Here is a 19,444-nt window from a genome sequence, read left to right as displayed (position 1 = left end):
TCTGGCCAATTCATGCAATAATCTCGCCAATTTGCCTCATAATTTCGCCAATTATTCTGATACGCTCTTTACAGTTAGTTTCTTTGTGATATAGCCGAAGAAAGTTGTCATAAATAGGACGCCTACAACCATAATAATTAAGCTGCTTGTTAAATAAGACGGATTCATACTTAATAAAACGTCGTTTCTAAACCAAGATTGGAACGGTAGTCCTAAGCCAAGTAAAACACTAAAGAACAATACTTTAGTCTTCCAGCCTTTCCCTTTCATCTTCTTAATTGAGCTGTTAACGAACAAACGTAATAATCCTAAACCTGTACCAACTGCAAAGAAGATTAGTAAAAACACTTTAACATCTTCATTTAGTATAAACGCTTTGGCAATCATTCCAACAGCAATTAAAAACGTTATCATCATAATCGTATTCGACTTTTTCATTTGAATCACCTTCCGTTTTATTGTACGCCATTCAACACAGTGTTGAATGCTATGCTTTTAGTTTATTTTATTGATAGAATGAAGGCAATAAACAAAAAATGTGTAACTGTTCATTAGTACGGAGGAAGTAGCATGAAGTCAATTTACGATGAAATGATTGAAAAGACGAAAGAGAAAATTCAAAAAAGCTTTTTGCAGTTACTAAAGGAAAAGCATTTCATGAAAGTATCTGTTCGAGACATTACAACAGCTGCAGCGATTAACAGGGGAACTTTTTACTTACATTATCAGGACAAATATGATCTTCTTAACCAGATGGAGGAAAACTTATTAGGGGGACTTGAATTACATTTACAGCGTCTAAAACCAGATATCTTGCTGCAACAAGCAGAAAAAGGACAAATTTCTATGCTTGCTGTTGAAGTATTCCGCTATATTCAAATTAATGTAGAACTCTTTCAAGTGTTTTTAGGGGAAAATAATCACTTTGGCTTTCATAAAAGGCTTAAACAATTTTTTGTTCATCACTTTGGTGAAAAAATGATGCAAAACGAGGCGTTTTTCCGGGACTTGGCTATTCCAAATGAGTATTTATCTTCATTTGCTACCTCAGCTTTTTTAGGATTGATTGAGCAATGGCTTACTAATCACTTAGCCGAATCGCCTGAGGAAATGGCCGATATGTATATTCAGATCATCTTTTTTATAAGGAGATTGTAATTAAGTTGGTTAAATGAGAGTAGGAAGGGTATTGTTCGATATATTAAAAAAATAACCTCGAAGATGAGGTTATTTTTTATTTGCTTGACGTCCGCTTTTTTTCTGGCTTTGTGAATTTGTGTTTCCAATTTGATATTCACTGCCTAGTTCAACATCATTTCTTTTATCATGTTTTTCGATTTGTTCTCTCATTTGATTGCTATTTTGCACACCTTGTTGTTTAGACATTGCTTATTTCATCTCGCTTTCAAATAATATGGTTTTTAATATGCTCAAGTATTAGAAAGAAATTCACAACAAACATAATTAATGACAATCTGTGTAAGCAATTTAAAAACGCAGGAAATCAACGGCTTTAAATTAGGTTAGTAGAGGGTGGGATTGTTAAATTTAGTATCAAACTAATATAAAGGGGAAGTTGACGGATACTACATATTGAATCTCTTTATCAACTAAGTAAAGTGGGAGAAAATAATGAGTATTGAAATGAAAAAAGAGCATCTCATCCAGTACGGGTTAAAAGTGTTTGAAGAAATTGGAGCTAATGAAATTTGCAGCGTCTGTATTAGAAGTGGAAATTCCTGTTGTCAGGGGTGTGAATTTTTAAAGGATGGGGAAGGGTGTCAGAAGCGGAACATTTCTTGTATCGCGTGGTTATGCGGCTTGCAAAAACATTATTTTGATGAAATGGGTTTATTAGATGATTGGGGAAAAATGTGGGCGAAAATTCCAGGTAAATCACATCGTAGGGATGTAACTCCTGATATTGTGAAGGTGAATACTCTGCTAAAAGTTAAACACATTAACAAAAACTCTGGAAAGTTAATGGCTGATAAATTCAATACTTTTATAGAAAATGGAGGGAACTTAGAAAAGCTAGAGGAACGTTTACAATATGATTTTGTTATGGGAAAACTATAAAAAATCTACTGTTTGTAAGATCATATTAGGATGAAAGGCTGTTGTAACAGCCTTTCTTATTTGTTAAAGATGAAGGAACTCACATGTCGTAAAAAGTAACCAATTATTCGGATGCATACTTAATTATGCCATGTAAATAAACGGAGTATTCTCGCTGTATACATTCTCTTAACTTGATTTTTCCTTCGCTTGCTAATTCTGCAAGCAATTCTTCAATCTTTTTTTCATCTTCTTTTGTAGCCTTTGGAATCTCTGTTGCAAAAAAATTACCTCGACTGGAATTACGTAAAGCTTTTAATAAATCAACTTTATTCATTTGGGTCCATCCCCTTTATTTAATTAATTTCGACATAAAGGATGTTTTTCCTTTAAATACCAATCATTTCTCGAATTTTCTTATTCGAGGGCTTCCCTTAATAAAATTAAATAAACAAATCAGGCGCCTTCTCTTTTTAAAAGGGAAGGCGCCTGGTGTTCAATCTTGTTCTTCATTAAACCATAGGGGATCTTTGTTATCGACATCGCCATTATAATTAATGAGAATTTCATCCCCTGCTTTTATATCTGTGAATGCATAGTAGTCAAACGTGTGATTGTCAAAATTAATCTCATACGTTGCATTCGGTTCATACGAATGGTTAAAAAGCATTCCATAGCCAAGAAGAATCGCAGTATGATTGATCCCATACTCAAAAACGTAATCAGCGAGCAGTGTTTGCTCGACGTGTTCATGTTGGTCGTTAGGGTAAGGAAGGACTGGTGCTTCATGTATAAGCTCGCCTTTTTTTATATCGCGAGTAGCGAATACCCCTCTATTCAATTCTCCATCACTTAGTGGAGAGGTTTTTACTTCAATCATGGATTTCACCTGCTCACTTTTAAAGTTTCTTTCTAACTGTAACATTGTTATCGAAATTAAGTAATGAAAAGTTTCAATATTAACGCCATTATGCTTTATTTTTTAAAAAATAATGAGTTCTATTGGTATTGAGAAGAACTTCTATTTTTCATAACAATTATTGTACAAAGGACAGAAAACTATACTAGCACTCATGGTATACTTAAAGGGAAAAAATGTAATTAAAAATATGGAGGTAGCAAAGTCATGGAAGAACACATGGAAAAAGCTTCATGGGACGAAGGGCATCGTCTATGGCCGCTTCCTAATTTGCCTTGGATTATGAAGCAGACATGGAACGATCTTTTGTTTGCTCATTATCCGATTAAACTTGAAGTTTTACAAATGCTGGTACCTAATGTGCTGCCTTTGGATTCTTTTAACGGTATGGGCTGGATTGGTGTTGTTCCGTTTCATATGACGGGTATTCGAATGCGAGGCTTGCCGCCTGTTCCTGGAACGGATCGATTTCCTGAGCTCAACGTTCGGACGTATGTAACCATTGATGGCAAGCCCGGGGTGTACTTCTTTAGTCTCGATGCTGCCAACCAGCTTGCGGTGTGGGGGGCCAAAGCGTTCTACCACTTGCCATATGTGTATGCTGATATGACAGTGAGGCGTAACGGGTCTAGCATAGGCTATGAAAGCAAGAGGCGAAGTGGCGATGATGTGCAATTTGTATGTAGCTATAGGCCAATCTCAGAGCCATATCACGCAGCTAAAGGCTCTTTCGATGAGTGGATGTCTGAGCGCTATTGCCTTTATACCCTAAACAAAAAGGGGGTACCGCTTCGCTGCGATATTCTGCATCAGCCTTGGTCACTGCAGAACGCAGAGGCGGAATTTAGTCAGAATACGATGCTATCCAAGCAGGGGATTCAGGTTGAAAGTGACCAGCCTATCTTGCATTTTTCAAAAAAGATAGAGGTTCGTATATGGCCTTTAGTTCATGCATCTGACTAATCGTTTGGGATCTCGCCAAGTGAAGAAGGAAGAGCTGAAGACGGTGCATTCACGAAATCACGCGGATAAAGGAATTCGAAGGAGCGGATAAAAATGATTGTGGATTGCCATTTTCATGTAGATGAAACGATGTTGACTCTAGAAAAAATGATAGAGGGTATGGATAAAAATAATGTAGCTAAAACAGCGCTAATTGCCCCCATGAACGAAACCATGTTTGAAGTAAATAGCACTTTTCAACATAATATACAACAATTATTCCGTTCTCTCATACTGCATGCACCTCAAATTGGACTCAAAATTTATGACGGTTTAGTAAAGGATGGCTATTTGAACCTTTACGGAAGTTCATACAAGATTCTCACTAAGCCGAATAATGACCTTGTTGCTGCTGCAATTGATCGATTTCCAGATCGATTTCTAGGCTGGGTAACAGTAAACCCCATGATTCCCGTATCCATGGAAGAAGTAGAATTATATCTTCATAAACCTAATTTTATTGGAATAAAGGTGCATCCGTTCATGCATCAATATAGTATTAAGGCACTTGATCCAATTGCGGCCATGTGTGAATCAACAGGCCTCCCCATGATTATTCATCTATCTTCAGAACGAGACTCTTATAAATATTTACCTGAACATTATCCTAAACTTAAATTAATTTATGCTCACGCCGGTCTTCCCTTTTGGAAAAAACTATGGAAATACGTTAAGGATCAACCCAATGTATTTGTCGATACATCGAGTGATTATCTTAATTCATCTCTTGTAAAGAAAGCTGTGGAATCTTTAGGATATCGTAAAGTTCTTTATGGCTGCGACGGGCCATATGGAATGAAGGAATTTAATGAATATGACTATTCGGCAAAGAAAGGTTGGATTGCTTCACTTCCAATTCCTGATAACGAAAAGGAATATATACTCGGAAAAAACTTTTTAGAATTGATTGGTTAATGCAAAATTCGATCTGCACAATTTGATAAGGAGGTTTGAAAACAATGAAAACGGAAAAAGAGAAAATGTTGAATGGTGAACTTTATCATGCAGCCGATCAAGAATTACTACAAGACAGATTCAATGCTCGAAGATTAACTAGATTATACAATCAAACAATCGAAACAGACGATAATAAAAGAACGAAACTATTAAAAGAACTGTTTGGTTCAACTGGGGAAAATCTATATATAGAACCAACATTTCGATGTGACTATGGTTACAACATCCATGTTGGAGAGAATTTCTATGCTAATTTTGATTGCGTCTTTTTGGATGTTTGTGAAATTCGGATAGGCGATAACTGTATGATTGCACCAGGTGTACACATATATACAGCGACGCATCCGCTAGATCCAACTGAAAGAATATCAGGTGCAGAATACGGGTTGCCCGTACATATTGGCCATAATGTCTGGATTGGCGGGAGAGCTGTTATTAATCCTGGAGTTAAAATAGGGAATAATGTCGTTATCGCTTCAGGTGCAGTTGTAACAAAAGATGTGCCAGATAGTGTGGTAGCGGGTGGAAATCCTGCAAAAATCATTAAACAAATGGGACGGGGATAAAGAGTTTGAAGAAGTGAACCGGACTCTTAGCGGCGATGTTGATGCCCCCGAATTGTTAGGTGGATCTAACAATTCGGGGCTTTTTTATTAGGTCGATAAATTTTTATTTTTCCTCTGAAGCATCCACATTTCTACTGTCCCTGAGCCAAGCAATACTCCTGCAACAATGAAGAATAGACCGATGAAATGTGCTGGTACAATCGTTTCATTAAGAAAAACAGCGGCCCAAACTAAAGAAAAAAAGGTATTTAAATTCAAAAATATAGAGGCTTCTGCCGCTCCAACTTGACCGATGGAGTAATTATAAATCATATGCCCTAGTCCTGTGGCAATCACAGCTGAGAAAAAGAAGCCTGCCCAGATAGTAGGTGGAGCAGAAGCAAGTGATGCTAAACCTTCTGGCTCCTTCCATAAGCTAATGGCGAAAAGAAGAAAAGAGCCAATCAGCAGCATATAACCTGTTAAAAGGCGTGGATCCATCGTTTTGGATGCCTGATTAATCAAAATAAAACTTAACGCCTGTGAAAGAATACAGAGTAGAATCTCCACATCTCCTAGATTAATAGAATGAATCCCATTGCCTCCAGCGAGAACGGTAAAACTAACACCCACACCACCACAAATAAAACCAAGCAAGCGAATGAAAGTCGGTTTTTTACGAAAAAATAACAGAGATAAAATAACTGTCAAAAGCGGTCCCATACCTAAAATTAATCCGGTATTCGTAGCTGAAGTTTTTGTTAACCCTTCCGCTAAAAAGTAATGATGTAAAACGACGCTCAAAAGAGCTCCTCCGAAAACATAGAAAAGTTCGGATTTTTTAGGGAGACGAATTTTACCAAGGAAGTAAAGGACAATAAAAACAACCAAGGAAGCTGTGAAGATTCTTAAGGAAGTAACGGTTACAGGCTCAGTATGCGCTACTAACATTTTAATAATAGATACGTTTAGTCCCCAAGAAGCCATGATTCCAATAAGTATTAGATGGATTTTCGAATAGCCCATTACAAACAACCTTTCAAATATATTTAATGATTGATTGATTATACAACTTTACCCAATAATTAACAGCTAAAAAGCTCAATTTTCTATGTTAAGTTTTTCTCGATGTTATACATGACTTGCAGCTCTAGGATTGGTCTAGAGCAATCTTAGAATATTACTGATGAATTGGAAAATGATAATAGTAATGATAAGAGGGAGGTTGCGTGATGAAAGATAATGATGAACAAACTAGCGAGGGATTAAATCAACTATTTGAAATCATTAATGCAAAAGGGGATACAGGGGAATTGAATCAAATAGTAGAAAGGTCCAATACGGATTCCGATAAGGAAAAAGGACCTGCGAAACCTTAACAATGGCTCGACAGTTAATCCGCAACTAAAAAAGCTGACAATCGCTATACAAATGATTGTCAGCTTACTGGTTATTTGGTTAAAGCACGCTGTTTATCCAGCTCTAGCTGCTTAGGGAAGGATAGATGTTGAGGCAGTGTAATAGATGCGAAGCTGGCGATAATCCCAAGCAGTCCAGCAATGCCAAATGAAAATAAATGAGTACCGAACACTTCATATCCCCAGCCGCCAAGGAATGAACCTAATGCTGCTCCAATTTGATGTCCGATAAAAAAAGCCCAACCATTTAAGATTCCAAGTAAACGTACTCCATATAAATCACTTAAAATGGCTGTCGACATGGCAATGGACCCCGCCCATACTAATCCGCCAGTAATGGCGACAAAAAAGAGCTGCCAGTTCGTAGCTGCCAAAACTAAACCGAGGAACCCTAGTCCGCGCACAAAATAGACTAAAAATAAAATATTTTTCCGAGGGAAACGGTCAGCAAGCTGTGCTAAAAACAGGGAACTGAATATTGCGACAATTCCGATCATCCCAACACCAAATGAAGCCACCATTGGTTCATAATGATGATCCATTAACATAGGAACTCCATGGGAACCTAAAAGATTCATTCCAAATCCACAGGCGAATAATCCGAGTACGATCTGCCAATAAGCCCGTGTCTTCACGGCATCTTTCCATGTAATATCTGGAGGTGCCTCCTGTCTCCCTTTATTGCCCGCAGCTCCTGCACCATCCGCCTCTTTAGGAACATCTTCATGCATAATAAAGATGGCTGAAGGAAGAACGATACAAATGAACACTCCGGCGAATATAAGGAGAGTTTGCTGCCAGCCGACAAGGTGGATTAACCACGTTTCAAGGGGTGTCATAACAGCGATGCCAGCCATTCCGCCTGTTGTTAAATAAAACAGCGCTTTCCCTCTTTGGCGAACAAACCACTTACTGACGATAGGCGATAAGGATATATTGCTTAAAAAAGCAAGTCCAAGTGAGAGGAAAACACCAAAAGAAAGCAGAAAAGAGACGCTCCCTGTTGAATTAACCGTCCACACAATGGATAAACATACGACGGTTAATCCTGCTAACATTACGAAACGGGTACTAAAGGTTTTCAAAAGCATTCCTGCTAGGGGCATCCCGATTCCATAAACAATCATCCCAATGGCAACAATGATGGAAAGATTCGTTCGAGACAACCCTAAATCAACCATAACTGGCTCCATAAAAGGTCCAATTCCCATCCGCATTCCCATCGTCAGCAAAACAATGACTGAAGCAGATAAAACAATATACCAACCGTAATAAGGACGTTTGCTGTTATCCATGGTGTATACGTCCATCTTGGCCGCTGAAGAAAGTGAATAATGTATGCGTTTCCATCATTTCGAATAGCCTCCCATATTTGAAAAAGTAATTTCCATAATAAGTATAAACCATATCTAGGTGCTTCAGATAATGAAAAGCTTATCGCTCTCCTCATTTATCTTTTTAGAAAAGAAAACTCCCACTTCCATTTTGGGCAGGGTATAGCCCGAAAAGAAGTGGGAGTCTTGTGGTATTTCCTGTAAATGGTTCAACGCTCAATTGCCTCCATACGTATCGAGGAAGCGAAAACCAAGCGTACAGTAAGAGCTAACTTACAAGATTCTATCTCTGCAGGAGACCGAACAGGTCACTTTCAAATTTAAGCGGGGGAGTTCGAAGAAGAGAGCAAGATTGTAAAGGTTGTTCCTTCACCCACCTTACTGTCGACCATAATTTCCCCTCCATGTAAGGTGATAATTTGCTTAACGATGGCCAAGCCAAGCCCTGTTCCATCTTTTTTTCGGGCCGAGTCGACACGGTAAAATCGATCGAAAATTTGAGGGAGGGCCTCTTCGGTTATCCCAATTCCGGTATCTTTAAAAATAAGCTTAATACCAGATTCAGTTTGGGCTAGACTAATCCAAATACTGCCCCTATAAGAGTTATATTTTATTGCATTTGTCAGCAAATTGTCCCAGACGTTAACCATAAGCTCAGGATCAGCCTTGAAACGGACAGGGGGAAGTTTATAGGAGACCTCGATTTCCTTTTCCTCCAGCCGCCATTGATATCTGCGTATCGTTTCTTTGATTTGTTCATCCATTTTGACGTCTGAGAGCTTCATCGGATAGGCTTTTTGATCAAGAGACGTTAAGAGCAAGAGCTGTTTTGTAAGATTTGAAAGTCGCTTTGATTCATCGTCGATAATTTGTACATATTCGCTGTGTTCACTTTTTGTTAATTCCTGTGTCTTTAGCAGTTCGGCATATCCTTGAATATTCATCAGTGGCGACTGAAAGTCATGAGACACATTACTGATAAAGGATTTGCGGGCTTCGTCATTATGCTGTAATTGTCTTTGCATCGTGTTGAAGCTTTCTACCAGCTCGCCAATCTCATCCTTGCGCTCGATTTTTAAAGGGTAATTAAAGTTCTCGCGCGTAATCTCTTTGGTCGCTTCCGTTAACTTTGTAATCGGCCGGATGAGGTGCTTGGCAAACAAGATTACTCCGCCGATGCTAACAGCGGTAATTGCGACAAGAAATCCTAAGAGAATCATATGCATATCTGAAAAAAGCAGTTTGTTATTTGGACGCAGGAACAGGCCGTATTGCTGTCCATTCATGGTGATTGGAACGCCGACAGTATTTTTTAAGTCGTTTGAGAAATGTCCCATCAACAGAAGCTCATCGGAAAAATTATTCATTCCATGATAGATTTCTTTTTCTTCAAGCACCTTCATTGCTTCTTTTGGAAGCTCTTTTTTCGTAAAAGGCTGGCCAAAATAAGCTTCTTCACCTGATTCATTTACCAGATAAAGTTGATAGCCAAGATTGCCCATGGATTCTAAATAGGAACTAAAAGAAGAACTAGATGAATGCATTTTCTCAAGACCTAAGGCGATTTCCTGGGCAATCGCTACATGTTGCCGATCAATTTTTTCCTTTGTAAAAGTCGCGTAGACGAAATTAGCTAATGTAAAACCAATGGTGCTACTGATAATTAAAATAGCAAGTGTTGCAACGATGAATTTCCGATAAAGAGTCTTCATTTCATTTCCTCGAGCTTATAGCCGATTCCACGTATAGTTTGAATTTCTACCGTTGCTTCATATTTTTTTAAGCGTTCCCGGACGCGGTTGATATGTGTATTAAGCGTTTGTTCGCCGCCTTCATAATCGACTCCCCATGCTTGCTCAACCAATGCAGTACGAGGTGTAATTTTATTCACACGTGCAGCAAGAAGACTTAGCAATTCGAACTCTTTTAGAGGGAGAAGGATAGTTTCCTGATTAATTACCACTTCAAAGCTTTTGCGGTCCATCATAAGATTTCCAGCTTTGATTACGGTGTCCATTGCTCGTTCAACACGTCTTAAAACGACGGCTACACGGAATAGCAGTTCTTTCACTTCGAACGGTTTCACAATATAGTCTTCCGAACCGGATAAAAATCCTCGTTCTTTATCGTCAAGCTGTCCCTTAGCGGTAAGCAGAATGACGGGTATTTGGAAGTCATTTGACAATAGTCTGGTCAATTCAAATCCATCCATCCCAGGCATCATCACATCGACAATGGCTAAATCGACGGTTTGCTCTTCTAAAAAGGCTAATGCTTCTTCAGCATTATTAGCGCGGTATACTTGATAGCCTTCACGGCTTAAATGAATAAATATAAGCTGCTGAATGTAAACATCATCATCTACAACGAGTATTTTCATTAACGGACCTCCTCACAAGTAGAAATACAGAGGGGAGACCCCTCTGTATTTCTATAGACTATTATGAGAGGTCTCCTTATCTTTTTCAAATAACAATATTAATGAAGGGAGAAGCATTCCGCGGACAAGGAATGTATCGAGCAGGATGCCTACAGCTACCATGAATCCAAAGACGAACAGGTCGGCAATCGGCATCGTTGTCAAAGCTGCAAATGTAGCGGCCAAAATGACACCAGCCGATGAAATAACCCCGCCGGTATTGCGGATTGCAATTTCAAGAGCTTCCTTAACCTTACGTGTTTTCCTCTCCTCCATGAATCGTGAAACAAGGATAATGTTATAATCGATACCTAATGCCACAAGGAAGATGAAGGCATAGACTGGCACACGGGTACTGAGTGCATCATAGCCGAACAAGATATCGACGAGAAAAATGCCAAGACCTAAGGCGGATACATAGGACAGCAAAATTGTCGCCATCATATAAATCGGCATCTTAAACGAGCGGGTAAGAGCGAATAACAGCCCCAGAATCAGAAGGGTTTCCAATATTACAATCGTAACGATATCGCGGTTATTTACATCACGCTCGTCGACTAACTTGGCAGTGACTCCGCTGTAATAAGCTTCACCATCTATTGAAAGCTCGTCCAGCATCGCTGGTGTTTCTTCACGCAATTCCTGCATGAAGTCAATTGCTTCTGTAGAATATGGATTCATTGTCAAGGCTACGCTCATTTTCGCTGCCTTTGAATCCTCGGATTTTGCTGTCAGGCGGGCAGATGCAATTTCATCAAAGCCTTGCAGTTTTTCGATCACCGTTACTGTATCGTCTTCTGTCATAGCTTTATCGCTGACGATAAGCAGGGTAGACGGTGCAAGCTCCCCTTTATCATATCCCGCTTCGACAATTTCATAGCCTACACGAGATGGCAGGTCTTCAGGGAATTTTTTCACTGTGTCGAATTCATAATCAAGGTTCAGGACATTAAAAGCGGTTATCACCATGAAGATTGCAACGATTCCACCTGATAATCCCGGCTTGTTCACAACGAGCTTAGCAATCGGCCCCCAGATACCATGCTTGACTTCTTTTTCCTGTCCGTACTTCGGAACTTTAGGCCAGAATGCTTTTCGGCCGAACAGTGTAAATAACGCAGGTACCAAAGTGATGGAAGCCAGCATGATAAAGAACATGGCCATTCCGAAGATTGGCGCGAAGTTTTGATAATCACGAAAATCGGCGAAGAATAAGATAAGCATCGCAGCGAGTACAGTTCCTCCTGCAAATAATACAGGTTCTCCAGTAGCACGCATCGCATATTTCATGGCTTCGTATTTGCTTTCGTAACGGTTAAGTTCCTCGCGGTAACGGGAGAAAACAAACAAGGAGTAATCAATTACGGCTGCGAACAATAGGATGCTCATGATCGAGGTCGTTGAGTTATTAATCTCAAGTCCGCCAGCACCCATTAAGGCCGCACTTTGATTCACAACTTGGTAAACGATGACCGTTGCAAGCAGTGGTATGAAGGCAAGTAATGGTGAGCGGTAGATAGCGATAAGCAATACTAAAATAATGACAACCGTTGCAAGCAGCAGAACAAAGTCCGCTTGTTCAAACAGTTTAATAGTATCTCCCGCAATTCCTGCCGGGCCAGTTATATAAAAGTTAGTGCTATCGAGCGTTTCGGCAATCTCGTTACCAATCTCGGAAACTCGGTCATTGATTTCGGCATATACGTTATTGCCAAGTCCAGCTTCCAGCACCATCGGCACAATCATTGTTGTTCCGTCTTCAGAGATAAAGCTTTCCACGGCTTTCGGGGGAAGCTTGCTGATATCGACAATCGATTCAATTTCTTTAATATCTTCAGCTAGAATCCCGTCCAATATCTGTTTAGCTTCTTCGATATTGACATCACCATTTTCATTATGGAAAACAAGGATTCCGGGTGTGCCTTGATCATTTGGGAATAATTCTTCCGTTTTTTGTTCAGCTATTATGGATTTCGCCTCATCGGGAAGCGACTGGAAGTTGGTTACTTTATAGTCGCCAAGCTTTGGACCGGCACTTAAGCCAATCATCAGGAGAAGCCAGACGATTATCGTGATCCACATTCCACGCTTTGTTGAAACCCAGTCTGTAATTGGATATAGCAGTTTTTTCACAATGAAACCTCCTTAAAGTATTCAATTGCCATGATACTGAATGAACATAAATTTAATATCAACTTTTGTTTACAATATCGTCATGAGATTGGTTATGATGATAGTAGTCGTAAGTATCTAGCAGAGGATTTAAGGAGGGAAGCGTTATGGACAAAGCATTTGAAGTAAAAGCTATTTATAAAAAGCTTTTAGATGCATGGAACAATCGCAGTGCTTGCGGAATGGCAGATTTATTTATGGATGACGGCGAGAGTATTGGGTTTGATGGAAGTCAATCTATTGGTAAGGAAGAAATATTTTTGCATCTCAAACCAATCTTTGAAGACCATCCAACCGCTCGATTCATTAGCAAAGTGAAAGATGTACATTTTTTGAGTTCGGACATAGCTATTTTGAGAGCCATTGCTGGAATGGTACCGCCACAACAATCAGACATCAATCCTAAAGTAAACACACATCATACTCTTGTTCTAGTAAACATTAATGGAGAATGGCGTATTAAACTGTTTCAAAATACACCTGCTCAGTTTCATGGAAGACCTGAGTTAGTAGAACAAATGACAGATGAATTAAGAAAGGAATCTCATTGAATAAAGTGAAAATCCCGCCAATTCGCCCTAAGTAGGATTTTGAGCTTGTACTAAGATGATTTATTTTTTTTTCTGAAATTGATAATAGTAGTTTTTAAAGCAGCGTAATTTCCAATCGCTGCATAGCCATAAAACCATCCCATGAAAATGCCAGCAAGTAAATTATGCCTATGACTAATGAAAACGGAAATGATTAAACCAAGGGCTAAGGCTAGAGTTGGAACAAATTTTGAAGGAATATGTAAAAAGATTTTTAAAAGTTGAGTAATAATAATTATAACTGGAATAGCTATAACAGCATCCCAAAAATTCGTATGGATTGTTGGAAAATCCATTTTTTCACCTCTTATGAAAAAGTCTAAATAAATCATCGTTGTTTTCACTGATTTAAAATGATGATTGCACGGTTTTGATAGAAGGAATGTTTTGTTGAACTAACAGGAGGGCTTATAATGTATGAATGAACCGCATTTTAATATGCGGTTCAAGCTCGCTCAAGGGTGTAATTAACATTTAGATTAGACGTCTGAAGAATCATCGTAATCATAACGAAATCCATCTTTTGAGGCAGAGACACTCTCTTTTAACTGGTCAGTTTTATTTTGTACAACCTGTTCCTTACTGTTTATTTTATTATTTTGCTGGTTTTTGTTTGACTTCACCTAGGTTATCCTCCTAATATCCATTTTTCATCACCTATTATCTCTAGAAAGTCTTCGTATTATTCAGTCTGTGATGTTGTGAAGATTTTTATATAAACGAAGCAGAGGTGTTCATATATAACGATTGCTTAATTTAATTGAGAGGAGGAATCTCGCTAATTAAGCGGAAGAGTGAGTGCGCTTCTAAAATCAGTTCGCACATAAAAAAAGACCCCTAAATGGAGGTCCTTTTTATGTAAACTCTTGATGTTCCTAGTTTTTTCAACCAGCTGCAGGTGCCCCTGGTGCATTGGTTCTTCTTCCTAATTCTTGATCTAATAATAAGAGGGCAGACGGGTTATTTTCAGCAAGTTTTAGACGATTAACAATCGTTAGACTTTGCGCTTCTTCATCTATTTGCTCTCTTAAAAAGTCTTGTATAATAACAGAAGCTTGAGGATCCACTTTATTTACATAATTATACGCTTGGCGGTAAGCGTTTGTAACGAATTGTTCATGAGCTAACACCTTTTGGAACGTTTCCAGTGGTGTCCCAAAGTCAGTAGGTTGGGCAGGAATATTATTGAGTTGTACAGTTCCATCTTTATCAACAACATAATCAATCAGTTTTAGCATATGAGTTCGTTCTTCTTCTGATTGTAAACGCAACCAGTGTGCCATGCCGGTTAAGTTCAGCCTGCCCATATACGCAGACATGGCAAGATATAGTGTTGTTGAAACATGTTCAATTTGAATTAAATTGTTCATTAATTTTTGAAGTTCTTCATTCATGTTAATCCCCCTATATATTTCATACTCTAGTGTATAAAAAAGGAAAATAAATGTACCTTGTATATATAAAGTTCAAAAAAGCTTTACTCATAACTTAATTTCTTCCTTAAAGAATTAGCGGAGAAGATTATGGCAGTTTTAAATATTGCCCAAAAGAACAAAATCCCTATTAACATTGTTGAACTTTTGAGAAGAAGAATAGTAGATGAGCAAAATGGGGGAGTAACTGTATAAAATTTAGTATGTATCGCTTCTCGCATGTATGTTAAACCCGAAGTCACTTGAACAGTGGCTTTTTTAAAATTTTAAAGAAGGGGGGAATCTCGCCAATTCACATTATAGTTATTAAAGGCATTCAAACAAGGAAGTTTAGTGGAATGAGAGGGGACGAAATCTATCTTTCTTCTATGTCACACTCGATAAAAACGATTGCACAGAAGAATGGATTATTTCAATTTGTTTTTTTGATATACGTTTAATAAACTATCTAACTCTTGACTGAATTTAATTGTATTAGGATGGTTAAGTCCTTTTGATTTTCCTATAGCAATCATATGGGTTCTTAACACGTCAATTCTATACTCTAGCTCTTGAAGGGATAAAACGTTCACCTTTGTAACTTACCTCCTATTTATTTTTAAAAACTACAATTATGTAAATTACTGTAGAATATTTTATACCAAATAAAAACAATTTTGTTATTTAGTTCATTTTGTTCATAAATAAAGGTGATTCAAAAGAGTGAAGTAAAGATGCGGGCCTTCGTTGAACAAGAAAGGGCGTTACATATTAGTCAGATAAAATATGTAATGTCCTTTTGTTTATTGATTTTTTTAATCTAGGTCTTGAGAATAATTGAATGGTTAGGTGTTATGTTTGGTATCCCCTATAAAAATTCTTATATAACTTTTGATATATAGTTTACATTCTATGGAGAAAAATTAGGTTACTTATTCCCTATTGACCTACATATCTTTTATATTTAACAATAACCTTTATGCAGCAGTTGTTTGCTAAACATCATCAGATTAGAAGGTAGGAATAAAACGTGGGAAGAATGGAAAGAAGGAAGCAAAGAAAATCATCTAATAGGATTTGGAGTAAGTTGAATTCTAAAAGTATGAAGGTGAAGATTTTAATAGCGGGTTTAACAATGGCCTTATGTTGTTTTCTCATACTGAATATGTTCATTTGGAGAAGTGATGTTAGTAAACTGGAAAATCCGGCTCCACAGCCAACTATTATTTATGATCAAAATGGAGATGTGGCTAGTAAAATTGCTGTTTCTAATATTGAAGGAGTTAGTATAAAAAAGATTCCAAAAGACGTTATTCATGCTGTTATTGCAACAGAGGACCAGCGTTTTTACAAGCATGATGGAATTAATTATATAGCAATTATTCGGGCATTGACTCGAAACACACTAAGCGGTGAAATTGTGGCAGGTGGAAGTACGGTTACTCAGCAGTTAGCCAAAAATGCTTTTTTAACACAAGAACGTACGTATACACGAAAGTTTAAAGAACTTATTTTTACGAAAAAAATTGAACGAACATACTCGAAAGATCAAATTATGGAACGGTACTTAAATCAGATTTATTTTGGTGAAGGAGCGTGGGGCATTCAGCGTGCTGCACAAACATACTTTGGCAAGGATGTTAGTGAATTAACGTTAGGCGAGTCGGCTATGATTGCCGGGTTGATTAAAGCCCCTTCCATTCTATCACCATTTAAAGATATGGAACGGTCCGTTGAACGGAGAGATGTCATATTATCGTTAATGAAAAAGGAAGGGTATATCAGTCAAAACGATGTGGAACAGGCAAAGGATCAGCCGATTGTCTTAGCGGGTAAAAAGATTGACGATTATAAAGGGAAATATCCTTATTATGTAGACCATATTATTGAGGAAGCTATAAAAAAATACGATCTTACAGAAAATGAGGTTCTTTCGGGTGGACTACATATTTTTACAGAATTAAATCCTACGATACAAAGTGCAGCTGAACAGGTGTATAAGGATGAAGAGATGTTTCCTGAAAGCCAATCAGACCAGCTGATTCAAAGTGGAGCCATCTTCATCAACCCCTCAACAGGCGGAATCAATGCACTTGTTGGAGGGAGAGGGGAACATACTTTTCGAGGGTTTAATCATGCTACTCAATTAAAACGACAACCGGGATCTACGATGAAACCGCTGGCTGCCTATACTCCTGCTTTAGAACAAGGATACGAAATCTTTGATAGATTACAAGATTCACCTATTAATATCGATGGCTATCAACCAATGAACGCGGATAAACAATTCCATGGAGAAGTGACCATGTATGAGGCGCTGGTACATTCCTATAACATCCCGCCTGTATGGTTATTAGACAGAATGGGATTGAAATATGGTACGAATGCATTGGAGCGCTTCGGTATTCCATTAAAAGAAGAGGATTATACTCCAGGTATCGCACTTGGAGGTATGAGCGAAGGGGTATCTCCTTTATTGATGGCTCAAGCATTTTCTACTTTCCCTAATAATGGTGTACGAGTAGAAGCACATTCTATTCAAAAAATTGAAGATGCAGATGGAGAGGTCATTGGAAAATGGCACAATAATGCTACAAAGGTTACAGATCCTTCAGTTGCTCAGAAAATAACCTATATGCTCAAAGGGGTTGTGGAAGAAGGCACAGGAGTAAAGGCGCAAGTGGAGGGCTGGGAAGTTGCCGGTAAAACGGGTACAACAGAGCTGCCTTTTGCTAATTCAGACGGCGGATCAAAAGATCACTGGTTTGTAGGATATACCCCAGAAATTGTTGGAGCAGTTTGGATGGGATATGATAAAACGGATGAAAATCATTATTTGCTAGAATCAAGCGGCGCTACTGTCACAAAAGTTTTTAAAGAAATACTCTCTAAGTCTACTACGGAATTTTCCCAAAAAGAATTTGGTTTAGCAGCGATAGAAAAACAGCTTAGTGAACAGCAGAAGAAAGAGGAACAGCAGAAGAAAGAGGAAGAGAAGAAGAGAGAAGCAGAAGAGAAGAAGAGAGAAGCAGAAGAGAAGAAGAGAGAAGCAGAGGAGAAGAAGAAAGAAGCAGAGGAGAAGAAGAAAGAAGCAGAGGAGAAGAAGAAAGAAGCAGAGGAGAAGAAGAAAGAAGCAGAGGAGAAGAAGAAAGAGAAGGAAGAGGAGAAAGAAGAAAGAAAAGGAAGAAAAGAAAGAAGAGAAGAAGAAAGAGAAAGAAGAATAGAAGCTGTGTAATCAGTGATGTATCGAGGCTGCCGAAGTCATACTTGTGGAAAGTGCCAAGTACTGTTGAAGAGATTAAAGTATCGTATGAATGTCAGGAACAGGTTAACTTGATGTTAAACATAATAAAAGGGAAGCAGGCTAAAGAGACAACGCTCAACGTTGTCTCTTTAGTTTACTTGTTTCGCTGTTTTAATTTGTCGATATAATCTGAAACTGTACCGTATATAAATCCAACAGTAAGTAAAGCAAATACCACCCCTACACTATATAGACCAATTCCTGTTAACGTTGCTCCTTCATTCATATAATCCCGACCGCTGATAAAGATTACTATCGTAACTAATGGGAAAAGGATAAATATAAAAAATAACCAAAACAGTTCACGACTGGCACGATACATTTTTTCTATAAAATGAAAGATGCTGCTAAAAACCTTCAACTTACTCATTTCCCCTTTTTCTATGATGAACATTTTCCCTCTATATCACTATAGATAATACTAGATGCTGCTATGTATTTAATGAGCAATTGGTTTTATCAAAAAAATAGGCGAGAATACCCCTTCCTCAAGGAATGCGAAGGGTGATAGCCCAATGAGTAGGGAGGGCAATTCCGCCAATTAGCTGCATCAAAAAAGAACAATCCATCTTCCTAAAGAACCCAAACCATATAAGGTAATGTATGTATTCATGCTTTAGAGGTATAGACCCTTACCTAATTTCGGAGTTTGATTCAGCAAAATTAACTAGTATAAGCCCGTATTTAATATAGATAAGCTCTTTAAAAACTAACTTCCATAAGCTGTAAAGAATAAATGAAAAGAAGAGGTGAATTTAATGCAACCTGGTCAATCGCCTTCTACATCTGTACCTTGGGAACAGTGGCATCAGCAGAATCCTCACGGTACTTGGCAGCAATGGAATCAACAGCACCAATCACATCAACCACATCAACAACATCACCATCAACCTCAGCACCATCATCCTTACGTACCTTGGCAGCAATGGCACCAGCACCATCCTCATGGTACTTGGCAACAATGGCATCAGCAATATCAACAACATCACCATCAACCTCAGCACCATCATCCTTACGTACCTTGGCAGCAGTGGCACCAGCACCATCCTCATGGTACTTGGCAACAATGGCATCAGCAATATCAACAACATCACCATCAACCTCAGCACCATCATCCTTACGTACCTTGGCAGCAGTGGCATCAACAACACCCTCACGGTACTTGGCAACAGTGGCACCAAATGTATCCGAATAGAGAGTGGTAACTGATACAGGGTAGAAGTTGAGGTGAAATACTTATCTCTTCTTTAATTAAAGGCTATGTTAAACAATATTGTTAATAAAACGATAGGGCTCATTTCGAGGCTGTCCCAA

At 38.4% G+C, this 19,444-nt stretch carries 23 protein-coding genes; 9 read left to right on the top strand and 14 right to left on the bottom strand.

All coding sequences use genetic code 11. From position 1 onward, the window contains the following. Positions 1 to 51: 51 nt before the first annotated feature. Entirely contained in the window at positions 52 to 438 is a 387-nt protein-coding gene (locus ACE199_RS08095; protein ID WP_375349304.1) for an MFS transporter permease, read from the bottom strand. Between the two features lie 132 nt (positions 439 to 570). Here ACE199_RS08095 and ACE199_RS08090 point away from each other — a divergent pair, with 132 nt between their 5' ends. After that, positions 571 to 1,158, top strand: coding sequence for a TetR/AcrR family transcriptional regulator (locus tag ACE199_RS08090; RefSeq protein ID WP_375349303.1), 588 nt, complete (start codon positions 571 to 573; stop codon positions 1,156 to 1,158). A gap of 69 nt (positions 1,159 to 1,227) precedes the next feature. Here ACE199_RS08090 and ACE199_RS08085 read toward each other — a convergent pair whose 3' ends face one another. After that, on the bottom strand, positions 1,228 to 1,386 hold the full coding sequence (locus tag ACE199_RS08085) for a hypothetical protein (RefSeq protein ID WP_375349302.1): 159 nt from the start codon (positions 1,384 to 1,386) through the stop codon (positions 1,228 to 1,230). 246 nt (positions 1,387 to 1,632) lie between these two features. Between ACE199_RS08085 and ACE199_RS08080 the strand changes: the two genes are divergently transcribed. Continuing rightward, positions 1,633 to 2,079 (top strand): DNA mismatch repair protein, encoded by a 447-nt coding sequence (locus ACE199_RS08080; RefSeq protein WP_375349301.1) that lies wholly within the window; start codon positions 1,633 to 1,635, stop codon positions 2,077 to 2,079. A 103-nt stretch (positions 2,080 to 2,182) separates the two neighbouring features. Here the strand turns inward: ACE199_RS08080 and ACE199_RS08075 are convergent, their stop codons facing one another. Together ACE199_RS08075 and ACE199_RS08070 are read right to left on the bottom strand one after the other, a co-directional pair. After that, positions 2,183 to 2,395: a hypothetical protein gene (locus tag ACE199_RS08075; RefSeq protein ID WP_119117163.1), complete on the bottom strand. Its 213-nt coding sequence runs from the start codon at positions 2,393 to 2,395 to the stop codon at positions 2,183 to 2,185. A 159-nt stretch (positions 2,396 to 2,554) separates the two neighbouring features. Continuing rightward, entirely contained in the window at positions 2,555 to 2,938 is a 384-nt protein-coding gene (locus tag ACE199_RS08070) for an SET domain-containing protein (protein WP_127759328.1), read from the bottom strand. A 246-nt stretch (positions 2,939 to 3,184) separates the two neighbouring features. Here ACE199_RS08070 and ACE199_RS08065 point away from each other — a divergent pair, with 246 nt between their 5' ends. The 3 genes from ACE199_RS08065 (at position 3,185) to ACE199_RS08055 (ending at position 5,502) form a co-directional block, all read left to right on the top strand. Then, a complete protein-coding gene (locus tag ACE199_RS08065; protein WP_375349300.1) occupies positions 3,185 to 3,940 on the top strand; it encodes a YqjF family protein in 756 nt (251 codons plus the stop codon). A gap of 93 nt (positions 3,941 to 4,033) precedes the next feature. Continuing rightward, positions 4,034 to 4,894, top strand: a complete 861-nt coding sequence (locus ACE199_RS08060) for an amidohydrolase family protein (protein WP_375349299.1) — start codon at positions 4,034 to 4,036, stop codon at positions 4,892 to 4,894. Between the two features lie 44 nt (positions 4,895 to 4,938). Further along, on the top strand, positions 4,939 to 5,502 hold the full coding sequence (locus ACE199_RS08055; protein WP_375349298.1) for a maltose acetyltransferase domain-containing protein: 564 nt from the start codon (positions 4,939 to 4,941) through the stop codon (positions 5,500 to 5,502). A gap of 87 nt (positions 5,503 to 5,589) precedes the next feature. Here the strand turns inward: ACE199_RS08055 and ACE199_RS08050 are convergent, their stop codons facing one another. Further along, a complete protein-coding gene (locus ACE199_RS08050; protein WP_375349297.1) occupies positions 5,590 to 6,507 on the bottom strand; it encodes a DMT family transporter in 918 nt (305 codons plus the stop codon). A gap of 206 nt (positions 6,508 to 6,713) precedes the next feature. On the opposite strand from ACE199_RS08050, the gene ACE199_RS08045 reads away from it, so the two are divergent. Continuing rightward, a complete protein-coding gene (locus ACE199_RS08045; protein WP_375349296.1) occupies positions 6,714 to 6,860 on the top strand; it encodes a hypothetical protein in 147 nt (48 codons plus the stop codon). 71 nt (positions 6,861 to 6,931) lie between these two features. Here the strand turns inward: ACE199_RS08045 and ACE199_RS08040 are convergent, their stop codons facing one another. The 4 genes from ACE199_RS08040 to ACE199_RS08025 form a co-directional block, all read right to left on the bottom strand. Further along, positions 6,932 to 8,194, bottom strand: coding sequence for an MFS transporter (locus ACE199_RS08040; protein WP_375349295.1), 1,263 nt, complete (start codon positions 8,192 to 8,194; stop codon positions 6,932 to 6,934). Between the two features lie 359 nt (positions 8,195 to 8,553). Next, on the bottom strand, positions 8,554 to 9,945 hold the full coding sequence (locus ACE199_RS08035; protein WP_375349294.1) for a sensor histidine kinase: 1,392 nt from the start codon (positions 9,943 to 9,945) through the stop codon (positions 8,554 to 8,556). Continuing rightward, positions 9,942 to 10,613 carry a response regulator transcription factor gene (locus ACE199_RS08030; RefSeq protein ID WP_375349293.1) on the bottom strand — a complete coding sequence of 224 codons (672 nt, stop codon included), beginning with the start codon at positions 10,611 to 10,613 and terminating at the stop codon, positions 9,942 to 9,944. The genes ACE199_RS08035 and ACE199_RS08030 overlap by 4 nt, the downstream gene beginning before the upstream one ends. A gap of 51 nt (positions 10,614 to 10,664) precedes the next feature. Continuing rightward, a complete protein-coding gene (locus ACE199_RS08025; RefSeq protein ID WP_375349292.1) occupies positions 10,665 to 12,785 on the bottom strand; it encodes an MMPL family transporter in 2,121 nt (706 codons plus the stop codon). 146 nt (positions 12,786 to 12,931) lie between these two features. Here ACE199_RS08025 and ACE199_RS08020 point away from each other — a divergent pair, with 146 nt between their 5' ends. Then, positions 12,932 to 13,375 carry an SgcJ/EcaC family oxidoreductase gene (locus tag ACE199_RS08020; protein ID WP_375349291.1) on the top strand — a complete coding sequence of 148 codons (444 nt, stop codon included), beginning with the start codon at positions 12,932 to 12,934 and terminating at the stop codon, positions 13,373 to 13,375. 50 nt (positions 13,376 to 13,425) lie between these two features. On the opposite strand, the gene ACE199_RS08015 is transcribed toward ACE199_RS08020, so the two are convergent. From ACE199_RS08015 to ACE199_RS08000, 4 genes are all read right to left on the bottom strand, one after another. Beyond that, positions 13,426 to 13,710, bottom strand: a complete 285-nt coding sequence (locus tag ACE199_RS08015; RefSeq protein ID WP_375349290.1) for a hypothetical protein — start codon at positions 13,708 to 13,710, stop codon at positions 13,426 to 13,428. A gap of 183 nt (positions 13,711 to 13,893) precedes the next feature. Then, a complete protein-coding gene (locus ACE199_RS08010) occupies positions 13,894 to 14,037 on the bottom strand; it encodes a hypothetical protein (RefSeq protein WP_375349289.1) in 144 nt (47 codons plus the stop codon). 261 nt (positions 14,038 to 14,298) lie between these two features. Next, a complete protein-coding gene (locus ACE199_RS08005) occupies positions 14,299 to 14,808 on the bottom strand; it encodes a ferritin (RefSeq protein ID WP_375349287.1) in 510 nt (169 codons plus the stop codon). Positions 14,809 to 15,254: 446 nt separating this feature from the next. Continuing rightward, a complete protein-coding gene (locus ACE199_RS08000; protein WP_375349286.1) occupies positions 15,255 to 15,419 on the bottom strand; it encodes a Spo0E family sporulation regulatory protein-aspartic acid phosphatase in 165 nt (54 codons plus the stop codon). 446 nt (positions 15,420 to 15,865) lie between these two features. Here ACE199_RS08000 and ACE199_RS07995 point away from each other — a divergent pair, with 446 nt between their 5' ends. Further along, the gene (locus ACE199_RS07995; protein WP_375349426.1) at positions 15,866 to 18,061 is read left to right on the top strand and encodes a transglycosylase domain-containing protein; all 2,196 of its coding nucleotides are present in this window, start codon (positions 15,866 to 15,868) and stop codon (positions 18,059 to 18,061) included. Positions 18,062 to 18,224: 163 nt separating this feature from the next. On the opposite strand, the gene ACE199_RS07990 is transcribed toward ACE199_RS07995, so the two are convergent. After that, positions 18,225 to 18,500 carry a hypothetical protein gene (locus ACE199_RS07990; protein WP_375349285.1) on the bottom strand — a complete coding sequence of 92 codons (276 nt, stop codon included), beginning with the start codon at positions 18,498 to 18,500 and terminating at the stop codon, positions 18,225 to 18,227. 388 nt (positions 18,501 to 18,888) lie between these two features. Here ACE199_RS07990 and ACE199_RS07985 point away from each other — a divergent pair, with 388 nt between their 5' ends. Beyond that, positions 18,889 to 19,335: a hypothetical protein gene (locus tag ACE199_RS07985; protein WP_375349284.1), complete on the top strand. Its 447-nt coding sequence runs from the start codon at positions 18,889 to 18,891 to the stop codon at positions 19,333 to 19,335. Positions 19,336 to 19,444: the final 109 nt, after the last annotated feature.

Source organism: Peribacillus sp. Hz7 (genome assembly GCF_042136355.1).
In the GTDB taxonomy this organism is placed as follows: domain Bacteria; phylum Bacillota; class Bacilli; order Bacillales; family DSM-1321; genus Peribacillus; species Peribacillus asahii_A.
This window is presented reverse-complemented; position numbering and strand designations above follow the sequence as displayed.